This window comes from Ruminococcus sp. YRD2003, assembly GCA_900109435.1.
In the GTDB taxonomy this organism is placed as follows: domain Bacteria; phylum Bacillota; class Clostridia; order Oscillospirales; family Ruminococcaceae; genus Ruminococcus; species Ruminococcus flavefaciens_G.
The window spans coordinates 71,712-96,398 of sequence record FNZT01000009.1 but is presented as its reverse complement, the minus strand read 5'-3'; the positions used below and the strand labels follow the sequence as shown (position 1 = coordinate 96,398).

Here is a 24,687-nt window from a genome sequence, read left to right as displayed (position 1 = left end):
ACAAATATCAATAAAAACCGCGAAGCGGAACTCGCGGGGGTCCGGGGTGAGGCTCTCACCCCGGCAGGGGGTGACCCGAGGGGGACAGCGTCCCCCTGAGAAGCAGGCAGGCGAGCGAAGCAAAGCCTGACGACCGCCCCGTACATTTATGCCTCGGCGCAGCCCGACGAAACATCTACCGATACTTATACTGCCAAAGAAACAATACATACCTGCGCCGAAAGCCAAATCAGCGGCATTCAGCGCCAAGCATCACATATCCTTTTTATTATAACACAAACAACCGCTCCGACCGCGATTGTTTCCCTATGATAACAGTCTAAGTTGTTTGTACCATATAACAATAAACTATAACAAAGCCCGCGTTTAACCGCGGGCTTTGTGGTGATATTCGCTTATTCCTTTGTCTCGGGGAGCTTCGTGAGAAGACCTGCGTCGAGCTTCTGTATAGTGAGCGCGTCAGCCGCAGTAACGCCGTCGCCGGGGTTAAAGCAGTCAGCATTTAGCTTAGCCTCATCGCTGAGAGCGTACTTATCCTTATTGCCCAGTGACTGGAGGATAGCAGTCGCGTCAGCGATAGTGACCTTGCCGTCGAGGTTAGCGTCGCCGATAAGAGACGGAGTCGGGTCATCGGGCACGTCGGAAGCGACAGCGATGTTGTCGAAGTCGAGCCAGAGCTGAACGCACTTGTCGTCCGGACCATAAGCAGGCGAAGCCGTATTCTGCGAAGAGAGCTCAGATGCGCTGAGAGCCTTGCTGTATACTCTTACCTCGTAGAAATCAGCAGCAGAGCCGCGATTTGTCTCAGGGCACTTACCGATAGTGAAGTTGTAGCCGGATGTGGTGACACCGCTTGTAGTGCCTGTTGCCTTCTCTGCAACTATTTTACCGTCGCAGTAGATGCGGAGCATATTATTTTCCGCGTCGTAAATACCTGCTACCTGGTGCTTCTTACCGAGCCACTGGTCGCCTGTGCCTGTGTACTCAACAGATCTCCATTCGCCTCCTGCATGGATGAAGAAGTAGACCTTGTTGTTCTCAGTTCTCAGACCGAATGCGTGGTCGCCCTTGCTGGCGATCATGTTGAACTGCGGGTTTCCTGTGGGAACGAAGTTGGATTCCACTGTGAACGAGTTATGTCCGCTGAGAGCCTTGTCGATAGAGTCGCACTGAGGAACAGAAACATCTCCCGATACCGCATTGCCGTCGGCAGTCGACTTGAGCTTTGCGCTGCCTGTTACAGGAACAACGAGGTTATTCTGGCTCTTGTCCTGAATGGAAGTACCGTTTGAGCGCAGCTTAGCCGCAGTATCCGAGAGCTCCTGAGCAGTCAGCTTTGAAGAAACGGGCATGATAGTGTAGCTCCAGTCGTACGCACGGGAAGCAGGCAGGCGATACTGTTCGAGAGTCGCCTGTCCGCAGGTAGCCGAGCCGGTACCCATCGAGCCGTAGTCCACGCTGAGTATAGTCTCTTTGCGCGGTGAGAGCTTATAGGGGTGGTCAGCCTTCTGGAGGTCATAGGGGGTGAAGTGCAGCGCGCTTGCCTCCACTGTACCCTCAGCAGCGATAAGGACTGAATTCTCTTTTTTCTCGTTCTGAACGGAGATCCACTTGACGTCGGTGAGATTGCCCGTATCGTCAGCCTTCATATAGGGGTAGAAGATATGCGAGACAGTGTCGCTCCAAACGCCCATGATACCGTTGGTCTTTCTGTCGTTGAAGGTCTCGACGGGACCGTTGCCGTACCAAGTAACGTTCTCGGCACCCTCGGGGAGGGTCATCATAGAGCCGACTCTGATGAAGTTTCCGAGCCCCGTGCGTGTAGCGTCAACGTGGAAATCCACCTTCACGCTGCCGTCGGGTGAAAAAGTATAAGTGATGTCAACATTTGCATTCTTGGCGTTGGGAAGTGTAAGATGAGCGATGAGTATCTTGCTGCCGTTGCTGCCGTCCTTCTGCTCGAAGCCCGAAACGCTGAACTTACCTGCTGCATTCTGCCAGGTGCCGTCGAATTCGCCTCTTGCGCCCCAGCCCGTATCGTTCTCGACGTTGCCTCGCCAGAAGTTGGGCGTAGGACCGTTATCGACGAGCACCTCGCCGTTGTAAGCATAAGTCTTCATAAGACCCGTAGACTTGTCGATAGCGCAGTTGAAATTCTTAGCCGTAGGAACGTATGAATTGCCCGCATCAACGATAGTGACCTCATCAGTCGTCTCGGGAGGACGTACAGACGAGCCGCCGCCTGTCGCAAGCGGTATCTGCTCATACGAGACCTCAAAGCCCTCGGGCAGAAACATAGTCTCATTCTTGTTGAGGACACGGAGATTGAGGTAGAACTCGTCGCCCGAGAGGTACTTCTTAGGCAGCTCGAACGGGATAGAGAGCGTACTTGTCTTCTGCGGAGCAGCCGATGCATTCTCAACGATACCGCTGTCAACAGCGATACCGTTCTTGACGAGTTCCCATTTCAGAGTAAAGTCACTGAGGTCGAGGAAGTCGTTCTCGTTGTAGACGGAGACCTCTTTGTTCGCGATCTGAGCCGCCGTAGCTGAGAACCAGAAGTTCTGATACTGATACTTGACCTCTGCCAGCTCGGGCTGAGGATTTCTGTCGGGACTGATAAGACCGTTCTCGCAGAAACTTCCGTCGTTCGGGGAATCGCCCCAGTCGCCGCCGTAGCCGTAGAACTTGCCCTTGCTCTCCTCCTGATAGAGGTTCTTGCGGGCGTAGGGCTGAGAGTAGTAGTCCCAGGCACCGTTGGGGAGCTTAACGGCTCTTGACTGGTCGACCCAGTCCCAGATGAAGCCGCCGAGCAATCTGTCGGAGCTTCTGATGACGTCCCAGTACTCCTTGAGCGCGCCGACCGAGTTACCCATAGCGTGGTCATATTCGCACATAACATAGGGTATCTTTCCGTCGCCGCGGTTATTGCCAATACCGCCGGAGCCGGGGTACATCTGGCTGTTCATATCGGTACCCATAGCCGTGCCCTGTCCCTCGGAGTGAACGGGACGGGTCGGGTCGTGCTTCTTGAAGTACCAGATCATATCGCGGAAGAGACCGCCCGAAGCGTTCGGGTCGCCCGTATAGCCCATTTCGTTGCCGATAGACCACGCAATGATGGACGGGTTGTTCTTGAGGCGCTGATACGCGGTCTCAGTTCTGTCGAGACCGAGGTTATAGAAGAGTGCTCTCTTTGAATCGTTGTTGTTGTTCTGGAGAGCGTGACACTCCATATTCGTCTCGCCCATTACGTACATACCGTACTTGTTAGCGAGCCAGTAGAGGTAAGAGTCATTGCTGTAGTGCGAGGTACGGATAGCGTTCACGTTATTCTGCTGCATGAGGCGGATATCCTCCTCCATAGTTGTCTGAGGAACAGCCTTGCCGTAGAACGGGTCGGTATCGTGGCGGTTGACGCCCTTCAGCAGGAGTCTCTTGCCGTTTATGGTCATAGACTGCCAGCTCTTGGTAGTGACCCTGTATGAACCGTCGACCTCGGTGCGTGTGAATCCGACCTCTCTGAATCCGAGCTGAGAGGAGACGATCTCCTGCACATTGCCCTTGTCGTCCTTGAGTGTGAGCACGAGAGCGTAGATATTCGGCGTCTCGGCAGACCATAGCTTAGGCGACTTGACATTCGCGCTGAGCTCGAAGGTACCCTTGCTGTACTCCTTCAAGCCTGATATCTGGGCAGAAACGCCGCTGAGGATATTGTTGCCCTCCTCATCGAATGCGTCAGCCTCGATAGTCCAGCCCATTTTTGAAGAGCCTGTGATATTGGATACGTCCACGCTGAGCTTGAGGTCAGCGTTGGTGTAGGAGTTGTCGAGATCGGTGCGCACGGTATAGTCGCTTATCTGCACGGACGGCGTGCTGACGAGCATAACGTCGCGGAAGATACCGCCGTCGTAGATCATATCCTGATCCTCGAACCACGTACCGTCGCAGAACTTATGTACCTCCACCGCGAGCGTATTCTCGCCGTCTGTGAGGTAATCGGTGATATCAAAGCGGTGCGGGCTGAACGTGTCCTCACTGTATCCGACCTCTTTTCCGTTGAGGTAAACGTAATACGCGGACTCAACGCCGTCGAACTGGATATAGATACGTCTGCCGTTGCCCTTCATAGAGCTGTCGAGCGTGAACTTCTTGCGGTAAAGACCGACGGGGTTATAGTTCGTGGGAGCGTTCGGACACTGGACGTTACCGTCGTATCTGTCCTGCCATGGCTGAGGCACGTTTCTGTATATGGAGAAATCGAAGCCCTGTGTAGTCCAGCTTCTCGGGAGCTGAACTGTCTTCCAGCCGTCGGCGGGATTGGGGTTGTAGTTAGCGTTCATGAACCCGCTGTTGCGCAGTCCCGAAGCCTGCTGGTCGTTCTGCTTTACCGTGAGCTGCCAGTCCTCATTCGCGCCCGTGAGCATCTGCAAATAGTCCGACTGCTCGCGTGCGTTGTAATCCCAAACCGAAGCCTGAGCCGCAGCGGCATCCTGATACGGTATTGAGTTCACGGAAGCAGGCGCACGGTTCACCGCGAACACCTTCTCCGTACCGTTTTTTCCCGTCCACTCCTGATGCGTGAATGACACGGCAGCTTCAGCTCTCTTGGGCGTAACATAGCCCGTGAGCGGCATAGCCGCTATCATTCCCGACAAGAGAATAGCGATTCCTCTGTTCATAGTAATTACCTCCCGATTCCCTTAAAATGATTTTATCTTACCGAGTATATAATCCGAATGGAGCTGAACGTCGTCAGCATTTATCACACCGTCCTCGTTGATATCGGCAGCGTCGAAGTAGTCGGCGTCGCCCTTTTCCGCAGCCTGACGGATGAGTATGAGGTCGAACGTATCGACGCATCTGTCACCGTTGAGGTCGCCCTTTAAGGCGGTGTCATCGAGCCCCTCCGGGAAGTTCAGCTTCCACCAGTTGACATTGAAGAGGTAGCTTTCGCCGCCCTTGAATACGAGGTATACGTCGTGAATGCCGGTCATGTTGCTGATGTCAGTTGTAACGGTCTTCCATGTCTGCCAGCCGCCCGTTACGGGTACTTCGACTTCGCCTATCTTTGTTCCGTCAAGTCCGCCAACGCGTATCTCGATAGTACCGCCGTTGCCGTTTGAAGAAACACGGAAATCCGCCGACTTTGCCTCGCCGCCTTTGAAGTCGATTCCCTTGAAGACGATGTAATCGCCGTTTTCGATGAAGCCGACGTCCTGACCGCCTTCCTCACAGCTCTCGACCTCTATGCCGCTCTGCGAGCTGTATCTCTCAGCCTGTATAACATCGTCGGTAGAGCCTGTACCTTTAAGGCGGAGGATATGGTCGGACTTGCTCAGCACCTTGCCGCCTGCATCGGTGACGTAGATGCGGTACTCCCCTTCTGTTGAAGGAGTCTTTATTGAGGTCGCGTTAGTCGCGGCTCTTGTCATTGTTGCACCTGCGCTGAAGTTTGTAGTTCCGTCGGGAGCTATCCAGACGATACCGTCGCCCTTGCGTATCGGCAGCTTGCTGCCGCAGGTAGTCTCACAGCTTGCAGGGAAGACGAAGTTCGCAGCGGAAGTCACGCTTCCTGGCACGAGCTTGCGGTTCTCATCGGAAACGCCCGAGTTGAGGCATATCTTATACTGCTCGAACGGCCAGACATTGTCCTTGACAACGATGATGGGGTCTATCTCGCTGTTGGGAGGATTCTTGCCCATCTTGCTGACAGTCGCATAAGTGCGTTTTATCTTGAGGTGATGCTTCTGCCCGTAATCCTCGCAGTTGATAGTATAGGTAACGTTCGGGCTTATCTCGAGGACATTGTCGAGCTCCTCGATGTAAGCAGTACCCTCATCGTTGTGCAGACCGTATGTAGGTGCTCCTGGGCCGCCTGCGGGGATACCCTGAACGTAGTTCTCGTTGATGACAGTGCCGGGCATCTGACCGATAGTATAGATACCGCCGCTGTCGTGGAGACGGTTGAGGCAGTTGATAACGCGGTTGTAGCAAATCATGTTATTGCGCGATGTCTCGCTGTCCTTGAAGTTGCACCAGCCCCAGCCCATGTGGATGCCGTTGTACGCGGTCTTTTCAATTGTGTTGCTGAGTACCTTTGCGGTGTCGGTGTAGTAGCAGGTGATAGCAGCGCAGCCGCCGAAACCGTGAACGACGCTGATATCATAGAGCATATTCTGCGAGATGAGGATATCCGTACAGAGCCCTTCGACACCTTTCGGGAAGCGCTCGTGGTTGTTGGCGGCAGCGTCGCCGATGTAGATATGCTGAGGATGACCTATCGTGATACCGCTCGAAGTGATATCGGTGATGTAGTTAGAGCTTATCTCCGAGTTTACAACATCGTTCGTCATGGAGATACCGTCAGCGCCCGTATGCTTGATAACGTTATTGGTGAATCTGATGTTCTTGCTGCTCTCAACATGAACGGCAGCGGGAAGCGTATCCACCATTTCGTACTTTTTATTATGCCAGTTCGACTCAGCAAAAGCGGTATACGTCTGAGCCGCCTGACAGGTAGTCTTGCCGTGCGAGCCCGCCACATCCGTCAGCTGATAGTCGGTATTGGCGAATGTGATGCCGCTGAAGGAGATATTCTCGACGCGCTCCGAGGTGCTGCTGCCCTTGACCACGATGAGCTGGTCGGCAACAGGCGCCTCAACATCTGCGACCGTCATATCGTCGCCCTGACGCGGATAGTAGTAGAGCACCTTCTTAGTCTTGTCGAAGTAGAACTCACCGGGTTCGTCCACGAAAGAGAACGCATTATAAATGGTATGAGTACCGCCGGCAGAGAAGCCCGCACCCCAGCCGGGGGTCTGAGCGATAGAGCCGTAAGGCTGCTGATAAAGGAGCACGACAGAGCCGTTCTCATACTTGACATCGCGTGTACACACAATATTTTCGTTCCATGTAGTGCCGTTGATTATCTCAAGGTCATCGAAGTTCGAGGTTATCCTCGGCATAGAGTTCTCGGCATAGGACGAGCCGTCGGACTTAGTCCCCGAATCCCATGCCCAGTCAGCCTGTCCCGCCTTGATGCTGTACTGACCGTAACCGCCCTTTGACTGCACCTTCACGCTGCCCATATTGGCGCGTCGGTCGTTGACATAGAGGTTACGGAGCTTGCAGTCGCGGTCGAGAGGAGCCGACCACAGCTTGTCGTTGAACTTGCTCCAGCCCGTGACCCGTGCAGAGCCGTTGATGACGGGAGTCTCGCCCGCAAACGCCTTATAGTTGACGGAATGACCGTTCGTACCCGAGTCGCGGGTATCGAATGTAACGGGCTCGGTAAGACGGTAATCGCCGCCTCTGAGATAGACGGTGATATCGCCCGACATATTGCCGTTGACTTTTCTGACGGCGTCACGTGCGGCAGCTATGGTAGCGAAAGGCGAGCTTATAGAGCCGTCGCCGCTGTCGCTGCCGTCGGGAGAAACGTAGAAAACGACCTCGTCGTCCGCACCCCCGACCGAGGAAATGAGACCTCTGTCCATTACAGGTGCAGCGGCGAGAGAGGCGCCGAGCACGAGGCTCAATCCCGAGTTTAGTATTTTCTTTATCTTTTTCATGATATACCCCCTTATATACGTACACTATTTCGTACATTAATACTATGTTAATATTATATAAGATGTACAGTCAATTTTACAACCCACTAAATGCATATAGAGTGGATAAACCAAAGATTTCGTTGACTAATTGCATATATAATTTCAAAATACCCCAAAAAAATGGCAGCAAAGTTATTAAAGCCGACTGTTTTATGTATTTACAATCCGCAAGAATTATTTAAACAATATTTTTACGAGATTGTTGTACGTACAAAGACTCATAGTAATATAATGACATTTTTGCAAGATAACAAAGAGGCAGAATCCCGCAATATATGGTCAATCGGTCAAATATTGCGGTCAAATAATTGCACACACAGAGCCTCGGGCGGCTGTTGCATTGCATTGAAAAATCTGGTATAATGGAGAAAAAACGAAAGGATGTGGTGAAGATAAAAGTCTTCGACTTCGACAACACGATATACCACGGCGAGAGTTCCGTCGACTTCGCCTTTTATATGCTCAGGCACAATAAACGGATACTCCTCTTTCTGCCGTCGCTGTTCTGGAACGCCGCGATGTACAAGCTCTGCCTCGCGAGCAAAGAGACGCTTGAAAAGCGGATAAACGACGCGATAAAGTTCATTGTCAGGGACAAGAACGAGCTTCTCTCGCTCACAGACAGCTTCTGGCAGCGCAACCACCGCAAGCTCGACAGGCGGATGCTCCGACGCATAACCTCGGAAGACATCATCATCACCGCAGGACCGTTTTTTCTCATTGACGCGATAAAGCACCGCCTCAATACCAAGAACCTCATCTGCTCGGAGATAGACTGGCAAAAGCTTGAGATAAGCTACTTCAACTTCGGCGACAATAAGGTCAGGCGCTACAGGGAGCACTTCGGCGACAAGCCCATCGACTGCTTCTATACCGACTCCTATAACGACCGCTCGATGATGGATATTTCCGACCGTGTATTCATAGTCAAAGACGGCAGGATAAGGAGCATAAAGTGACCGTACGTATAGCACTGCATACAAAGCAAGGAGGGACTCTTTAAGAACTGTACCTATACGGAAGTATTACGGGACATATATCGGGGGAAACCTTTCTGAAGAAAGGTTCTCCCCCGAACCCCTTTCCAAAGACTTTTAGTCCAAATTTTGCCCCTATGGGGTACTCTCAATGAAAAGAACGACTTACTCTTTTCGTATCAGTAGAGTACCCCATAGGGGCAAAATTTAAATTGAAAGTTTTAGGAAGGGAGTTTGAGGGAGAACCCTTTTTCAAAAGGGTTTCCCTCAATAAATACACCGCATTGCTTCTGTATGAATACAGTCCTTAAAGAGTGCCTGCTCAGTCAGCCATAAAGGCAGCGAAAGCCTTATAAGCCATATAGAGGTCGAGCTTGGAGATAGCCTCATAGGGAGCGTGCATCGCAAGCACAGGAACCCCCATATCAATGGTATCGACGTCGAGGTTAGCGATATACGCAGCAACAGTACCGCCGCCGCCCATATCCACCTTACCGAGCTCGCCCGTCTGCCAGATGACGTCACTGCCGTCCATAAGGCGCCTGATACGTCCCGTAAATTCGGCAGATGCGTCCGACGTACCCGACTTTCCTCTTGCGCCCGTGTACTTGGTGATGCACACGCCCCTGTTGACATATGCGCAGTTGTTCTTCTCGGTGACCTCGGGAAATGTCGGGTCATAGGCAGCGTTCACGTCCGCCGAGAGGCACTCCGACGCAGACAGAACGTGTCTGCCGTCAGCACCGAGGTCAGCGGCGAGGTCGTGAATGAAGTATTCGAGGTACGACGAGCACAGTCCCGTATTACCGTCGCTGCCTGTCTCCTCCTTGTCGGTGAGCACGGTAACGACCGTATGCTTGGGAGCCTTGCAGTCCACCGAAGCTCTGAGCGCGGGATATGAGCAGCAGCGGTCATCGTGACCGTATCCGCCGATGAGGCTCCTGTCGAAGCCGATATCTCTCGCCTTGAAAGCGGGGACAGCCTCGAGCTCCGAGGAGATGAAATCAGCCTCGGTGATGCCGTACTTCTCGAAAAGAATGTTTAGGATATTGAGCTTAACAGCCTCGCTGCCCTCGTCCTCGCGGAACGGCACAGAGCCGATGAGGAGGTTGAGGTCCTCGCCCTTGACGAGCTTAGCGCCTGTGCGTGACATCTGCTCGGCAGCGAGATGCGGGAGAAGGTCAGTCACATAGAAGACGGGGTCGGACTCGTCCTCACCGATAGCGACCGTTACCTTCGAGCCGTCAGCCTTGATGATAACGCCATGGAGAGCGAGCGGGATAGCCGTCCACTGGTACTTCTTGATACCGCCGTAGTAATGGGTCTTGAAGAGCGCGAGCTCATCAGCCTCATAGAGCGGGTTCTGCTTGAGGTCGAGTCTCGGGGAATCAATATGCGCCGCACAGAGCCTTACGCCCTCCTCAATGGGAGCAGAGCCTATCACGGACATGATAACGGACTTCCCGCGGTTGACGCGGTAGATCTTAGAGCCCGCCTTCAGCTTCATGCCGCACTTATACTCCTTGAATCCGTTCTTCTTCAGGAGCGCGACTGCCTCGGCGACAGCCTCACGCTCGGTCTTGGCATTATCGAGGAACTTCTTGTAATCCTCGGCGAAGCTCATACAAGCCTTCTCGTCGGACTTGCTTATCCTGCGGTAGCCGTTCCTGCGTTTGAGGAAGAGCTTATCCTTGAGCTCCTTGGAAACCTTATCTTTATCTTTCATAGCTGTATCTCCTTTTCAATCCGCCATAGCGGAAGTATTGATCCTGCTGTAGTAAATATCCCTTATCTTTGCGGACACCTCGTTTGAAATGCCGCTGACATTATCCATCGAGTCGTTGTTCTCGATTATGTAGTCGGAGTGGGAAATAAAGAAATCCGCATCGAGCTGAGAGCTCATACGCTCGTCAGCCTGCTCGGGAGTGAGCCCGTCGCGCTCGATGATACGCTGTTTGCGAATCTCGGGAGAAGCGACCACTGAGATGATGAACTCGCAGAAATCGTCCGCACGGCTCTCGAAGAGCGTGGGAGCGTCGAGGAGTATGAGCTTCTCGCCGCTGAGCGAATGTGCCTTTATCTGGCGGAGTATCTCACCCGTGATGTAAGGATATATAATAGTATTGAGCGAATCGAGCTTGCACTTGTCTGTGAAAACTATCTTGGCGAGCGCCTTTCTGTTTAGAGTCCTGTCCTCGTTGAGGATGCCGCTCCCGAAGAAATCGGAGATCTCGTCGAGGCACTTCGTCCCCTTCTCGACGACGGCTCTTGCTATCATGTCCGCATTTATCACCGCGAACCCGTTGTCCGCGAAGACCCGTGAAACGGTGCTTTTTCCCGCACCCGTCTGACCTGTCAGCCCGACCACCATAACGCCTTCAAGACTGTTCATATCCTTATCACCTCGAATCCTGCCGCCCTGATGAGGCGGTTATATACTGCAAGTCCGACTCCGTCCGTAGAAGGAGCACGGACATAAACTTTTTCCGCACCGATGTCGTCGAGCTCCCTGAGCCTCTGAAAGAGCCAGTGAGCCTGCATAGAGCTGTCCGCACCGTAAGTCAGGTGCCTGTAGGGGAAGCCTTCCTCATCGCCGTCGAAAACGAGAGCATAGACACCGTCCCCGTAGTTATCGCCGACAAGCTCCGCAAAGTCCGCGAGCGACGACTCCACCATGATAATATCCGCCTTAGGCGAATAGTGCTTGTACTTCATACCTGGAGAAGCGACCTTCGCGCCCTCCCCCACCTCATTGAGGATAGCAGGGTCGATGATGACCTCGCCGCACACCTCGAGCAGCATCTCTCTTGTGACAGCACCGGGGCGCAGTATCCTCACCGCGTCCTCGCCGTCGAAGGAGATGACGGTCGATTCCACGCCGAATTCGGACTGTCCGCCGTCAACCACGGCAGCTATCTTACCGTTCATGTCGCGCATTACGTGCTCGGCGGAGGTAGGGCTTGGATAGCCCGACGTATTTGCAGACGGAGCGGCAACAGCGCAGCCCGACAGCTCAATAATGCTGTGCATAACGGGATGCGATGGCACACGAATGCCCACGGTATCGAGCCCTCCCGACGTCACCATAGGAATGCGCTCATTTTTGGGCATGACCATAGTGAGCGGTCCGGGACAGAACCTCTCCGCAAGCTTGTGTGCGAGCTCGGGTATCGCCGAAGTGTACTTGACCGCGTCCGAAAAATCGGCAAGATGAACTATCAGCGGGTTGTCGGCAGGTCTGCCCTTGGCGGCAAAGACCATTCTGACAGCCTCCTCGTTGGAGGCATCCGCCCCGAGGCCGTAAACGGTCTCGGTAGGTATCCCCACTACCTGTCCGTCTCTTATCAGCGTTGCAGCGTATCTTATATCATCAATGTTATTTTTCAGCAATAGAGTATCCATGCGCTTATTCTTCCTGACTTGCCAGCTTTGCAGCCTGATCTGCCGTAGCAAGGGCATCGAACACCTCGTCGAGGTTTCCGTTCATCATATCCTCGAGCCTGTATATCGTAAGACCGATACGGTGGTCGGTGAGACGTCCCTGCGGGAAATTATATGTGCGTATACGCTCCGAGCGGTCGCCCGTACCGACCTGCATCTTTCTCTCGGAAGCCACTTTTGCTGCCTGTTCCTCCAGCATAGCCTCATAGATGCGGCTGCGGAGTATCTTCATTGCCTTGTCCTTGTTCTTATGCTGACTGCGCTCGTCCTGACACTCTACCACGACATTCGTCGGCAGGTAGGTTATCCTCACGGCGGACTCCGTTTTATTTATATGCTGTCCGCCCGCTCCGCTTGCACGGAAGTAGTCTATTTTGAGGTCGGTCGGGTTTATCTCGAGCTCGACCTCGTCAGCCTCGACGAGCACCGCGACGGTAACTGTAGAGGTGTGGATACGTCCCTGCGACTCGGTCTCGGGGACGCGCTGTACGCGGTGAACGCCGCTCTCATACTTCAGGCGGGAGTACGCCCCCTCGCCCTCAATGGAGAAGCTTATCTCCTTGAAGCCGCCGAGCTCGGTAGGATTGGCGCTGAGCACCTCCTGCTTCCAGCCCTTGGCTTCGGCGTACATGGTATACATACGGTACAGGGAGTTTGCAAAGAGTGAAGCCTCCTCGCCGCCTGCGCCGCCTCTTATCTCGATAATGACGTTCTTGTCATCGTTTGGGTCCTTTGGCAGCAGAAGCACCTTCAGCTCCTGTGTGAGCTTCTCCATAGCCTCCTTGCTCTCCTCGAGCTCAGCCTGAGCCATCTCCTTGAATTCCCTGTCGATGCCGCCCGCCTCGAGGAGCTCTCTTGCTTCATTGTTCGAGCTCTCCGCCTTTTTGTATTCGCGGTACTTCTCGATGATAGGTGTCATATTCTTGAAATCGCGCATGAGCTGTGTATACAGCTTATTATCGCTGACAGTCTCGGGGTCTGAGAGCCGTGCGCTTATTTCCTCATATTTCTGCTCCATAAGGGCAAGCTTTTCAAACATTATATCTATCCTTCCAAAAGACTGTAATGTTTGCTGTCTATCTCTCGTTCTCTCTATTTATTCTTTTTATACTTTTCTCTATCTTGCTTCTGGGGACCATAAACTCTCTTCCGCAGCCGACGCAGCGCAGGCGGAAGTCCATCCCCGAGCGCAAAACGAGCATCTCGTTAGAGCCGCAGGGGTGCTGTTTTTTCATAGTCAGTACATCGCCGACCCTTACGTCCAACAGTCCCACATCCTTTATACTTTTTCGTCATCCTGAAAAAATCGTACATTTCACATTATACCCTAAAACCGTGCTCAAATCAATATTTTGAGGGTATATTTTTTCAGGTTTGTGGAAAAATAATAAAAACGCACACCTAAAAACAGACAATACGCATAATAATTACTCCCGTGCAATATACAGACAGTATCATCTCGCGTCAGAGAGCAATATTATGCCGAAAGGAGTCACCCATGGTAACGAGGATAACCGCAGAATTTGAAGCCCCCGAGTATGCCGAGGCAGCACTCGGCAAAGTGCGCAGCTCAGTGCGCGGAATCTACTCCACGAGCTTTATCTACGACCGCATCTCCGACAAAGCCGAGCGTCTTAGCCGCGGCACGAACTGTACGATACTGCCCGCCGCAGTCACCGCGCAAAACTACCTCACAGCAGTGCTTGAATCCCCTGCCTCGCGCGACGTGATACCCGAGCCGCGCCGAAGCCGCAGGACGAAGGTATTCATCGTCTGCGACGGCAGCCGCACCCGTGAAATAAGCTCGATACTCACGGCAATGGGCGGCAGCCGCATCGACTCACCGCAGTCATAAACGCCCGCCTCCGTGAATATGATTATCTCACAAGGAAAAAATCTCACGGAGGTACAAATATGAACTACAGACCCGAGGGCTGCCTCTACAGGACAGCCGAAAACCAGAGGTATATCGCAACAGCAGACGGACTCGGAGAGGCGATGAAAAAGGGGCTCATACTCGAAGCGCGGGCGGCTGTATGCAGCAGCACCCACGACATCATAGTCGAGCTCCCGTGCGGCGAGGGCATTATCCCCCGCGACGAGGGAGCAGTCGGCATACGCGAGGGCAAAACGCGTGATATCGCGCTCATCTCGCGAGTGAACAAGATAGTCTGCTTCAAGGTCACGGAGGTCGCCACAGACGCAGACGGGCGTGTCAGAGCCGTCCTTTCGCGCTCAGCGGCACAGGAGGAGTTCATCACCGAGCATATGAGCAAGCTCACCGCAGGCGATATCATAGATGCGAAGGTCACACATCTCGAGCAATTCGGCTGCTTTGTTGACATCGGCTGCGGAGTCCCGTCGCTGATACCGATAGACGCGATATCGGTCTCGCGCATATCCCACCCCTCCGACCGCTTCCGCACGGGGCAGCTCATCAAGGCAGTCGTCCGCAGCCGCGACGGCGAGCGGATATGCCTCTCGCACAAGGAGCTTCTCGGCACATGGGAGGAAAACACCGCGGGCTTTCAGGCGGGAGAGACAGTCTCGGGAGTGGTGCGCTCCGTGGAGGAATACGGCATATTCGTGGAGCTTGCGCCTAACCTTGCAGGTCTTGCTGAGCTCCGCGGAGGAGTCACCGCAGGAGAGAGTGTGAGCGTATACATAAAGGCAATAATCCCCGAGAAGATGAAAGTGAAGCTTGTTATCGTTGACGTCTGCGAGGAGTGTACACCCGCGAGCAGCCTTCACTACTACATAGACTCAGGACATCTGAGCGAGTGGAACTACGCCCCACCTGCCAGCGGACGCAAAATGATCACCTGCTTTGAATGAACACTGCCCTGACATTACAATAAAAAGCCGCCATTCATATGTGCTGTGCCTATATAGAAATATTACGGGGTATCTATTGAGGGAAACCCTTTTGAAAAAGGGTTCTCCCTCAATGCTCACGTTCCTTAACGGAGAAAGAACAATATCGAACTGAATAGGAACAATAAATCCCGATACCAAAACGTGTCGGGATTTAGCTTTTTCTAACCAGAGGTTGCGTGTTCAAGTCACATTTTCAGCTTCATAAGAAAAACGCTTGGAATGGACTTCTAAGCAGTTTTTTAATTAGATTATCCGTGAATTAATAGTAGTTGCTTTGACTGTATTCTCCAATCTAACTTCCTCAATTTGAGTAATGTTAAAGAATTCAGTATAAGGATCTAAAATTGGTAATTCATAAAGATAGTATAGATCATTAAATGGGTATGGATATAAATCGGGAACCTCTTTGGGATCTGGACCATAAAAGAAAGCGTAGTTTTTTCCGTTAGCTACACTACTTTTATAGCATATCCCATCAAGACCGATACTCCTAATGTATTCAGAGATTATTTGAGTTGCAACATATTCATAGGAACGATCTTGATTATCATTTACTGGTTGAGACAACTCCTCAACAAACCCCTTTAAAAAACGAGTCATGAAGATCTCTTCATGACAGTAATCATCACTAAATATACTACCACAATCATAATAGTAATTGTCTTTTGTAAAATCAATTACTTGCAAGTCTTGCTTTGATTCAAATTCAGCTACAATCGCTATGCAATTGGATAATCTGCATTCTGAAAATGCTGTATCTCTATCGGAAGCTAAATACAAATATGAAATACCAGCAGGACTCATTCTATTAGTTTGTGCATATTTAGGTGGAGCTGGTCCCATTTCTTTATATGGTTGTATTGTGGGTAAGTCCATTAACTCAGGGGTTTGTATTCGAGTTCTATATAGTTTTGTTCCTGCAGGTAAATCTTCAGAGAACCCCAATAAAATACTTTTGAACCTTTCTAAAAAACCTGAATAATCTCCAAAACCGTCAATTGCGAAAAATCTATTATAATGTTTCGCAACGTGCTTAAACATCAGCCAGTCTTGATACACAGGGAGAAGCTCAGTTCCATAAAGCTCATCTTTTATAACAAACTGAGGATCATCAATTTCTCCCCATAAACTATATTCGCCATCTTTTACTCGCTCATATGAATTGACATCTTCAAATAATGCTTCTAACAGTTCATTTTCATTTGTGCCTTCTTTGAAGATATGACCGAGCCTGCGGAGTATCTCGCGACTACCACGACTACATCATCGGCAGCGACTTCTTCCGTTTCAACGACTACAACAGCGGTAAGCAGTACCGCTTCAACTTCAAAGAGCACGGCTGCTTCAACTACCACATCAGTGGCAACTACTTCTTCTGTGGTATACACTCCCCTTTACGGCGACGTTAACTGCGACGGCAAGGTCGATAACAGGGACGTAACAGCGCTCAACAACTTCCTCAACAATAGCAAGGAGCATCCTCTCACCGCTCAGGGCATACTGAACGCAGATGCATATCATACCGGCGATGGAATAGACCCCAATGAAGTAACTGCTATCATTTATTTCATAGACGGTATTATCAGCAAGCTTCCCTACAGCGGAGCGTTCCCGCAGGTGACCGAATCGACTGCAACTTCAACAACAACAACAACTACTACTACTACTGCCACAACCATGACAACAACTGCCACTACAGCAAAGCCTACAACCACTACGACTACTTCCACAACAGCTGAGCCCACAACAACTTCAGCATCTCAGACTACCACAGCTGCAACTACGACCGCTCCCGTAGCAACAGGTCTTTGCGGAGACGTCAACTGCGACGGCAAGGTCGATACAAAGGACGTGATCGCTCTCAACGATTACCTCAATGACTGCGTGGCAAATACGCTCACTCCTCAAGGGCTGGCGAATGCCGATACCTATAACCGCGGAGACGGCATAGATGGAAATGACTCATACGCTATTATCTGTTATCTGAGCGGCAATATCGCTTCGCTTCCCTACAGCGGAGCATTTCCCTCAACTACAACAACAAGCGCATCATCAACAGCAACCACAACTACCACTTCCGCAACAACTACCACTACAACGGAGACCACAACTACTACGACTTCCGAGACTACCACAACTACAACTCAGCCCACGACTACTACAACTTCCGAGACTACTACCACTACAACTCAGCCTACAACAACTGCCACTTCTGAGACTACTACCACCACAACTCAGCCTACAACAACTACCACTTCCGAGACTACTACAACTTCAACTTCCACAACTACTACCGCAGCAACTACAACTGATACACCTGCGACCACGACCACACCAAGCCTCGACCTCGGCGATGTCAACAATGACGGCAAGGTCGATGCAAAGGACGCCTCGATGATACTCGTTGCCTATGCGAAGGCTTCAACAGGCGAGGAAAGCGGTCTCACTGAGGCTGAAACCACAGCCGCCGATATCAACAGCGACGGCATCGTTGACGCAAAGGACGCTTCATGCGTACTCGCGTACTACGCTCTTGTATCTACCGCAGAGGGTATATCCCGACACTAAAGGAGTTCGTAACTTCCAAAACTGCATAAGCCGATATAAGAAAACTCCCGAGAAGCAAGCCGCTTTTCGGGAGTTTTTTATTTATTCTTTTCTGCGCATCTTAGTACGTATCAGCAGGAATGCTCCGAACGTGACAAGCAGGAACAGCATCGAAGCTGTCGCCGCACCGTGCGTCTCGATTCCTGTAGGCAATATGATGGAAGACTCCTTCTTGCTGTTCGATAACTTTATCAGATACGAACAGCTGCTTTCATCGTCGTCAACTGTCAGAGTGCCTCCGCTTCCTGCGGCGATAGCGATCCCCTCAGAGGATATCGTGAATCTGATATCCGCAGTAAGCTTTTCATATCCTGTCGGAGCGCTGAGCTCCTCAAGGCAGTAGGTACCGTGTCCGAGAGCTGTGCTTATCTCGGCAATGACACCGTTTTCGCCGCTGACAATATCCGTGTAGTTCTGCATCGGAGTGTAGTCCTTGACCCCGTTCACGCACCTATACAGCGCGAAATGTGCGCCCTTGAGCGCCGCTCCTGACGAGGAATCCACCTTCTTCACCTGAAGAGTGAACGGCTTGTTGTAGAGCTTGATGTAGCCTATGAGGTTATCCTCGCTGCTCGTCTTCAGCTCAGCCTTCGCCCACTTTTCTTCATTGCCCGTGACAGGAATATCGGTCGCAACGCTGCCCGTCGCTTCCACGATGAATTCCACGGGGTTAGGCACGCCGATATATCCCGTTGGAGCCTTGGTCTGCTCGAGGATATATTTTACGTTTGTCTCAAGGTTTTCGTTCTGATAGAGGATAGTTATCTGACCGTCGCTGTCAGAGGTGAATGTACCTACAAAAACACCGTCCTCAGTACCGTCATCCTTCTTCAGCCTGAATTCTCCGCCGCGCAGAGGTTCCTTAGTATCCATATCATACAGGTTTATGATGATACCGCCACCGCGGTCATTCCTTATGGTATCCTTACGCTTCTTGCCGACAGAGCCTACGCTTACAGACTCGGGTTCACCCTGATTATAGGTCGGGAAGTACGTATATTCGTCCTTGTAATTGTGTACGGGAACGTATTTATTCGCTTCCTTCATAGTATATGCCTTGTTGATCAGACCCTCGTTGTCTACCTTTGTGACCTTGAATTCATCAATATTTGTTATCTTGAAGTCATCGTTGGTGCGGGGTCTGTTGGGATCATCAACATCAGGATCGGTGCTCCACGCTGCTCCGTCTATCCGTGAAAGGATAACCTCGTGTACGACATAGCTGTTGAAGTCATCTTCGGTGATACCGTCGAAGAAATAACGCACGAACGAGTTCTTCGGGGATATCTCCCTGACAGTTTCGGGAAGGAGAGTTTCGGTTTCACCGCTCTTTTTGTATACAGCCACGTAAATCGGGTCGTGGTCATAGGTGAAATCGGAATCGCTCCACTGCTTTCTCACCTCAAGACCGTAGCCGCGCTTGTTGATGACCTTCATTTCGGGAGCATCCTCGGTATTTACAGTTCCGTCATTGAAGTCTTCGTTATTGTAATAGTAGCTCTGATCGACTACCTGATATTCTACCTTGCCATAACCGAGCTCCGTCTCATTCGGACGCTCAACGACCTTGAAGCGGACGCCCGCAGTCAGGTTCGGCACCTCAACGGTATAGCCCGCAGGGATCTGCGAGATAGTACCGTTTATAGACGTCTCGAAGGTTAGCAGATCGAGAAGAGCTTCCTTCTCCTGCTGCTTTTTTTCGGCTGTCCATTCGGGATTGGTTTTTATGCTGAGCAGCTTTTCCTCCAGTTTTTTAGGTGTATACTCTGTAGGAATGAATCTCTGAGCGTCTGCGTCCCAGCTGCAATAGTATCTGACGCTGTTCTCGGCATCTACTTTAACGCTTGGAGTCAATACGCGGTACTTAGCCATATTTGCAAGCCGCAGGTCGTCATCCACGCCGTTTGTCAGATACAGCCTGAACTGGAATGTGGTGTTGTCCACATCGTCCTCATTCGGGTGCTCGGCGTCATACGTCAGCTCGTTTCCGTTCTCGTCCTTCAGGACCTTCGTGAAATAGAGAGGTCGGAGAGCGCCGTCCTTGAACTTGTTTACGAATACCATACTCGGCTTTTTTTCGACTTCGTACGGATCTGTTTCGTAATAGTAGCGCTCAACGTGTGAACCTTCCGCAGCATTTATCGGGTTGGCTGCGAGCACACCTTCCTCGCCTTTTATCCTTACAGAATCATAAATGCTGCTCAAGCCGCATTCTACTATTTTGTAGTTGATAGTTTTCGAGGGGAAGTGTATCTCCGCGACCTGATCGGGGTTGAGGAAAAAGACGTTGTAAAACTTGTCCGAACATCCCGGTGGAGTATAATGCTCCTTGAATTCGACCTTCTGCGTCGAGTTCTGGTAAGTGATGCTTACATTCGCGTCATCATTTCCCAGCAGGTGGAAATCATCAGGGTGCAGACTGTCGTCATTGTAGTATATCTGGAAGGGATACTGCACAAGGCTGAGGTCGAGGTCTTCTGCGCCCTCGACTTCCTTCTTGAGGATAACGTGACCCGGAGTAACATAGCTGAGGTTGAATCGCATATGGAGGTTCGACGCACCTGCGCCGCGCTCCATATAGAATATCTTCATCTTGTGCTGCGAGTAATCCTTGAATACGACCTCTCCATCGTCAAAGTATTTGGCAAGGAATTCATTTACATCCGCTGCAGATGCCTCGGGTTTGCGTGTTTCGTAGTTTTCTTTGAACACCTGTCTCAGTGTTTTTTCTACGCCGTTAACAGTGACCTGTCCTGTTGCGAAATTGACCTTTCCTTCAAGAGCGGAATGTATACCGCCGAGGTCGATTACGAGCTCGCCGTCAACGTAGAGCCAGAAGTCGTCGTCGCCCGTGAACTCGAAGATGATGTCGTGATTCCAGTTGTCCTTGCCGTTAGGCGTCTGGACGAAGCTCGCCTCAAGCTCCATGCCGTTGAAATAGTCTGTGCTCTCCTGAACCAGATGAAGCCTCTCATACTTTCTCGGGTCTGAATCATCAAGCAGACCAATGCTCTTATTATCAGGATTAGCCAGTGCGGAATAAAGATTATAGCGATTATTTGACGAATACTTTTCTTCTTTGATCGTATTGTAAGGCAGGAATTGTCCGTGGCAAAGCGTTGTTTTTGCTGAAGAATCATTGGTGCCAAGCTGTCTGTATACTGTAAAATTGGTTACTTCCTTTGTTACGCCTTCACCAACATCCACTGTATTCGTGTTGAATTGCTTATTCTGCTTTTTGAGAGTAGCGAAATTCTGACAGCTGTCAAATTCAAAGTAGCCTGTTGCTTCATAGGTACTCTTAATGAAAAGGTGATTGACTTCTCTGAGCGCGTCCTCGATCTTATCTTCATCGGTCTCGTTATACAGCAAGCCGAGTGATTGGTTCACACCGTTCAATACTGTAGGGTATGTATATTTTCCGTCTGCATCCTTTTCAAGATCTGTAGATAAAAGCCCCGAATGAGCTGCCAGTCCGTGAGATTTTGAATCCGTATTCAAAAACGTATTCTGGACATCTCCGGTGTTGTCGGCGCTGCCCTTCCAGTCCACCATTTTCATAGTGATACCGTACTCGTCGTTGTCGATGGTCTCGACCTCGGTCAGTTCGCTCGCAGAATGTTCCTTCACCTTAGCAAAGTAGAATGTGCTCGCCTTAGACTTTGCAGTTGTAGTGAGCTTGGAATTATCGCTATTTGCGACAAGCGCCGCATAGGCGTAGTGCGGTTCGTCCCAGGCGAGGATATCGGAGTAGTATTCGCCGTCCTGTCTGCCTGGGAGGTTAATGCCGATAGTACCGTCCGAAAGCGCCACTCCGCCTATCTGCGGAGCCAGATACATATCCGAGTAGGTGTTGCACAGCTCGTAGTAGTAGTTGGGCTTGCCGTCCAGACCGTAATACTCGGTGAAATCCCATTCGAGGGTGTTGATCCTGCTGCCTATCCACATAATATCGTCGCCGCGCTCGTAGCACTCGACGAGCGTACCGTCGTGGTCTACCGCGAAGAATCTGTAAGCCTTCTTGGTATCGTCCCATACACGCGTATAGACGATGTATTCTTCGCCGTTCACAGCCTCGGAAATGCCTATTTTCTCGGCTGAGTAGACCTTGAAGTCGTCATCGGTGATCTGCTCGTCCTTCTCGACGAGCTTGATAAGCGAGGCGCTGCCCTTATCGGTGTCAAACTTAAAATCGCTCGTGCCGTTCAGATACAGGTACTTATTGTCAGCGCAGAGCTTTATCTTGCCGATGTTGCCGCCGCTCTGGGGAATGACCTTTATCAGAGTAGCATCGTCAACGGAATCGACGAGCTCTCTGACCTGAGAACTACCGCTGCCTGTGACCTTGATGTATTTTACATTGCCGTCATTGTCGGTGGTGGAGATGTAGTAGTTGTCCTCGGAAGCCTTATGGAAGGTCCAGAAAGTAATGTCGCTGTTCTTGGCGATATAGTTGATACCCTCGTGACTTAGCGGATTGACCTTCGCTTCCATCTGCTTTGCCTTGAAGTTGCTCTGCATAGCGTAGGCGTAGGAGCTGCTCTCGCAGTTCATAAAGCCGTAGGACTTGCCGTCGAGCTCGTAGGGATCATCTGACATTTCACCTGCATAATAATACAGTTTCAAAAAGACAGTATTTTCGTTACCTTTCACATTATAACCAACAAATGCACCTTCTCCACCACCCCTTCCATTTTTGTTCCAGTAATATGTGTTTGTGTCATTAGCAAATGTTGCTGAACAATAGAATGAATCCGTATCATCTTTTTCTTCAAAAGTAAACCATGTTTTTTGAGATTCATCATCGGTAAAATTCAGACCAGCTCGTCCATTCTTCTTATCACTTACATACATTCTGACATAGTATGTTTCATTGTTCTCTATTGTGTAAATGCTGTATTGGTCAGGATTATCTTCATTCTGAATAAAATAAAACAGAGGGATACTATCAGTAGGTACAGAAGTGCTTTCGATTGTATCCAAACCGTTTCGAGTGTTCGCACTTTGCACTACTTCACCTGTCAGGAAACGATTAAAATTAGAACCAACATATAATCCTGCCGAACCTTTTGTGTTGATGTCTTCAACACTTTTAACTACCTGCCAGCCATATTCTTTTGAGGTTAGCTTGTCGTTTTTGACCACCGCATAAACGCTGAAGCCCTCGGCATAGAAGCTGATAGCACCGTCCTCGACGGTGAAATCGCTTATCTGCTCGCGCTGACCGTCGTCGCTGATGTGCCACAGCTCGGTAAACTCGGATTCGGTTATACTCGGGTCGGTTATCCCGACGTATATCGGGCGCGAGCTGTCGGGCTGGAATTCGCCCTCCCCGTCGGAGATAGTGATGTCATATGCGACAACAACGGAGCTGTCATCGCAGAACGGAGATGTCACGATGTCCGAATCAGCTATCATCTCGGTGACGTCCACAGCTGTAGCCGTGGCATTTTTTGGCATAAGTCCGTCGAGGGTGACGGTCTTGTCGGAGTCGCTCTCATCGGGGCAGAGCTCAAGGCTCTGGTGCTTCAGGACGTGACTTTCCTCGTCCGCGACGGAGGTGCTCTCGTCTCTGCCGACCAAGGAGGTCGCGGGGAGAGTGCCCGAAACAGCCATTACAAGAGCAGCAAATCCGCTGATCAGCTTCTTTGTCACAAGCATCGTATCATCTCCTTTCATTCGTATTTATAAGCCTGCTCAGTCGTTATCGCCGTTCTTCTTTCTCAGCGCAAACGCGCCGACCATAATTATCAGCGCCGCGGCTATGACGATACAGAGCAGCCTTGCGGGGAAGCTGTCGCCTGTCAGTACATCGCCGACAAAGCTGACAACGGAATTTGCCTTGGTGGTCGAAGCGGTCACGGTTGCTGCGTCAGACGCTGTTGTAGTCGCCGCAGCCGTTGCCGTGGTCGTCGTCTTTGCTGCGGCAGCTGTTGTTGTCTCAGGCGCTGTCGTCGCTGTAGTGCGCGGCTTCTTCCTTTCGGAGTTGTCCATCAGCTTATCCTGAAACTGTATCTCCTCGGATTTGACAGGCATACCGTTGACAGCCGCCGTCACGGAATAGAGCAGCTCATCATTCGCGTTCGTCTCCACGTACACTGTCACCGTGTATACGGTCTGCTCATATTCGATATCGTCCTCGTCGCCCTCGGTCTCGAAGACATTATACACAAACGTGCCGGGCTGGTCGATGTCTATTTCAAACTGTCCTCTTCCGTTCTGGTTTATCTGAAGCGTATCCGTCTGCGGAAGGGGGGCAAGTGGGTCTTCGGTAGTTATTGTCACCCTGTAGATGTGGTCTTCGAGGTCCTCAACATCGAGACACATCACGGGTATCTCAAGGTGTTCCTTCTCATATGTCCCTGCAAAAGCGGTACAGCAGGGAAAAACGAAAAAGGAGAGCAGGCATACTGCGAGGCAGCAGAAACATCTGCGTATCGTGCTCATATGCTCACTCTCCTTCCTGTCTATTTGATGATATAACAGAATACGATCGTTCTCTCGATCATATCTCCCGACGAGCACGTCGAGAGAGCTATCACAGGCTTGTCGTCCGCTCTTGTGAAGACCTGTGAATTGTTGCGGATATATCCGACTATATCCTCGCACTTGAAATCAAAGATGTTTTCGTCGTTGGCATTCGCCTTCATACTTGCGAACACCTCGAGCGGGTATATATCGTCTGCATTGCTTCCGATAATGAGCGAGCCGCCCGTATGCTCGGTCAGGTAGGAACTGTCGAGGAATTCGTCCAGTGCCCCGAACATCTTCCCGTGCTCCATATGATGACCGTAAACCACCGAGTAGCTGTCGGTCATATCGGGACTGTTCCTGCTGTCGAGGAATATGCTTCCCGACAGCGAATAGCTCCCGAAGGGGTCGGTATTGAGGTATTTCAGGTTATTGCTCCCCTGCATTATCGGGTAGTCGATATTCGTGCCGTCTATGGTGAGCCACGCCACCATTTCGTCCGAAATCTGCGGGTCCTCGGCGGTGAGGGAGAAGGTCCTGCCGGGCTTGTATCTGGTTATATCCGCCTCGAGCGTGTGGGAGTAGATGTAGTAATTATCGTACATACACCACGACACTATCAGCAGTACGAACACAAGCACGATAAGGAGCACCCTCTCGTAGAGGACGTTCATTCCTATCCAGAATTTCCGCAAGGC

General features: G+C 51.1%; 15 protein-coding genes. 4 read left to right on the top strand and 11 right to left on the bottom strand.

Annotated features, from left to right (window positions below; translation table 11 throughout):
* Positions 1-395: 395 nt before the first annotated feature.
* The gene (locus BMX22_RS08540; RefSeq protein WP_074742055.1) at positions 396-4,682 is read right to left on the bottom strand and encodes a glycoside hydrolase family 2 TIM barrel-domain containing protein; all 4,287 of its coding nucleotides are present in this window, start codon (positions 4,680-4,682) and stop codon (positions 396-398) included.
* Positions 4,683-4,703: 21 nt separating this feature from the next.
* Positions 4,704-7,574 carry a carbohydrate-binding protein gene (locus BMX22_RS08535; protein WP_074742054.1) on the bottom strand — a complete coding sequence of 957 codons (2,871 nt, stop codon included), beginning with the start codon at positions 7,572-7,574 and terminating at the stop codon, positions 4,704-4,706.
* Positions 7,575-7,978: 404 nt separating this feature from the next.
* Between BMX22_RS08535 and BMX22_RS08530 the strand changes: the two genes are divergently transcribed.
* Positions 7,979-8,575, top strand: a complete 597-nt coding sequence (locus BMX22_RS08530; protein ID WP_318259717.1) for a haloacid dehalogenase-like hydrolase — start codon at positions 7,979-7,981, stop codon at positions 8,573-8,575.
* Positions 8,576-8,915: 340 nt separating this feature from the next.
* Here BMX22_RS08530 and BMX22_RS08525 read toward each other — a convergent pair whose 3' ends face one another.
* Genes BMX22_RS08525 through BMX22_RS08505 form a run of 5 tightly spaced genes read right to left on the bottom strand, consistent with a single transcriptional unit; the run spans position 8,916 to position 13,299 of the window.
* Positions 8,916-10,319 (bottom strand): aminopeptidase, encoded by a 1,404-nt coding sequence (locus BMX22_RS08525; RefSeq protein WP_074742053.1) that lies wholly within the window; start codon positions 10,317-10,319, stop codon positions 8,916-8,918.
* A 15-nt stretch (positions 10,320-10,334) separates the two neighbouring features.
* A complete protein-coding gene (gene coaE, locus BMX22_RS08520) occupies positions 10,335-10,985 on the bottom strand; it encodes a dephospho-CoA kinase (protein WP_074742052.1) in 651 nt (216 codons plus the stop codon).
* Positions 10,982-11,995, bottom strand: a complete 1,014-nt coding sequence (locus tag BMX22_RS08515; RefSeq protein ID WP_074742051.1) for an L-threonylcarbamoyladenylate synthase — start codon at positions 11,993-11,995, stop codon at positions 10,982-10,984. The genes coaE and BMX22_RS08515 overlap by 4 nt, the downstream gene beginning before the upstream one ends.
* A 4-nt stretch (positions 11,996-11,999) precedes the next feature.
* The gene (prfA, locus tag BMX22_RS08510) at positions 12,000-13,073 is read right to left on the bottom strand and encodes a peptide chain release factor 1 (RefSeq protein WP_074742050.1); all 1,074 of its coding nucleotides are present in this window, start codon (positions 13,071-13,073) and stop codon (positions 12,000-12,002) included.
* A 37-nt stretch (positions 13,074-13,110) separates the two neighbouring features.
* Entirely contained in the window at positions 13,111-13,299 is a 189-nt protein-coding gene (locus BMX22_RS08505; protein ID WP_074742049.1) for a DUF951 domain-containing protein, read from the bottom strand.
* 233 nt (positions 13,300-13,532) lie between these two features.
* Between BMX22_RS08505 and BMX22_RS08500 the strand changes: the two genes are divergently transcribed.
* Both BMX22_RS08500 and BMX22_RS08495 read left to right on the top strand, forming a co-directional pair.
* On the top strand, positions 13,533-13,889 hold the full coding sequence (locus tag BMX22_RS08500; RefSeq protein WP_074742048.1) for a hypothetical protein: 357 nt from the start codon (positions 13,533-13,535) through the stop codon (positions 13,887-13,889).
* A 59-nt stretch (positions 13,890-13,948) separates the two neighbouring features.
* A complete protein-coding gene (locus BMX22_RS08495) occupies positions 13,949-14,869 on the top strand; it encodes a S1 RNA-binding domain-containing protein (protein ID WP_074742047.1) in 921 nt (306 codons plus the stop codon).
* Between the two features lie 285 nt (positions 14,870-15,154).
* On the opposite strand, the gene BMX22_RS08490 is transcribed toward BMX22_RS08495, so the two are convergent.
* Positions 15,155-15,952, bottom strand: coding sequence for an RES family NAD+ phosphorylase (locus BMX22_RS08490; RefSeq protein ID WP_143055503.1), 798 nt, complete (start codon positions 15,950-15,952; stop codon positions 15,155-15,157).
* A gap of 180 nt (positions 15,953-16,132) precedes the next feature.
* Here BMX22_RS08490 and BMX22_RS16450 point away from each other — a divergent pair, with 180 nt between their 5' ends.
* A complete protein-coding gene (locus tag BMX22_RS16450) occupies positions 16,133-17,479 on the top strand; it encodes a dockerin type I domain-containing protein (protein WP_074742045.1) in 1,347 nt (448 codons plus the stop codon).
* An 81-nt stretch (positions 17,480-17,560) separates the two neighbouring features.
* On the opposite strand, the gene BMX22_RS08480 is transcribed toward BMX22_RS16450, so the two are convergent.
* The 3 genes from BMX22_RS08480 to BMX22_RS08470 are packed head-to-tail and all read right to left on the bottom strand — an operon-like array spanning position 17,561 to position 24,684.
* Positions 17,561-23,179 (bottom strand): SpaA isopeptide-forming pilin-related protein, encoded by a 5,619-nt coding sequence (locus tag BMX22_RS08480; RefSeq protein ID WP_074742044.1) that lies wholly within the window; start codon positions 23,177-23,179, stop codon positions 17,561-17,563.
* Between the two features lie 36 nt (positions 23,180-23,215).
* On the bottom strand, positions 23,216-23,965 hold the full coding sequence (locus BMX22_RS08475) for a Spy0128 family protein (protein ID WP_074742043.1): 750 nt from the start codon (positions 23,963-23,965) through the stop codon (positions 23,216-23,218).
* A 20-nt stretch (positions 23,966-23,985) separates the two neighbouring features.
* On the bottom strand, positions 23,986-24,684 hold the full coding sequence (locus BMX22_RS08470) for a class B sortase (RefSeq protein ID WP_143055501.1): 699 nt from the start codon (positions 24,682-24,684) through the stop codon (positions 23,986-23,988).
* Positions 24,685-24,687 lie beyond the last annotated feature (3 nt).

What these genes read in the sequence shown, in the direction of transcription:
- BMX22_RS08540 (WP_074742055.1), bottom strand. Translation starts at nt 4,682, where the DNA reads ATGAACAGAGGAATCGCTATTCTCTTGTCGGGAATGATAGCGGCTATG.
- BMX22_RS08535 (WP_074742054.1), bottom strand. Translation starts at nt 7,574, where the DNA reads ATGAAAAAGATAAAGAAAATACTAAACTCGGGATTGAGCCTCGTGCTC.
- BMX22_RS08530 (WP_318259717.1), top strand. Translation starts at nt 7,979, where the DNA reads ATGGAGAAAAAACGAAAGGATGTGGTGAAGATAAAAGTCTTCGACTTC.
- BMX22_RS08525 (WP_074742053.1), bottom strand. Translation starts at nt 10,319, where the DNA reads ATGAAAGATAAAGATAAGGTTTCCAAGGAGCTCAAGGATAAGCTCTTC.
- coaE (WP_074742052.1), bottom strand. Translation starts at nt 10,985, where the DNA reads ATGAACAGTCTTGAAGGCGTTATGGTGGTCGGGCTGACAGGTCAGACG.
- BMX22_RS08515 (WP_074742051.1), bottom strand. Translation starts at nt 11,995, where the DNA reads ATGGATACTCTATTGCTGAAAAATAACATTGATGATATAAGATACGCT.
- prfA (WP_074742050.1), bottom strand. Translation starts at nt 13,073, where the DNA reads ATGTTTGAAAAGCTTGCCCTTATGGAGCAGAAATATGAGGAAATAAGC.
- BMX22_RS08500 (WP_074742048.1), top strand. Translation starts at nt 13,533, where the DNA reads ATGGTAACGAGGATAACCGCAGAATTTGAAGCCCCCGAGTATGCCGAG.
- BMX22_RS08495 (WP_074742047.1), top strand. Translation starts at nt 13,949, where the DNA reads ATGAACTACAGACCCGAGGGCTGCCTCTACAGGACAGCCGAAAACCAG.
- BMX22_RS08490 (WP_143055503.1), bottom strand. Translation starts at nt 15,952, where the DNA reads ATGTTTAAGCACGTTGCGAAACATTATAATAGATTTTTCGCAATTGAC.
- BMX22_RS16450 (WP_074742045.1), top strand. Translation starts at nt 16,133, where the DNA reads ATGACCGAGCCTGCGGAGTATCTCGCGACTACCACGACTACATCATCG.
- BMX22_RS08480 (WP_074742044.1), bottom strand. Translation starts at nt 23,179, where the DNA reads ATGCTTGTGACAAAGAAGCTGATCAGCGGATTTGCTGCTCTTGTAATG.
- BMX22_RS08475 (WP_074742043.1), bottom strand. Translation starts at nt 23,965, where the DNA reads ATGAGCACGATACGCAGATGTTTCTGCTGCCTCGCAGTATGCCTGCTC.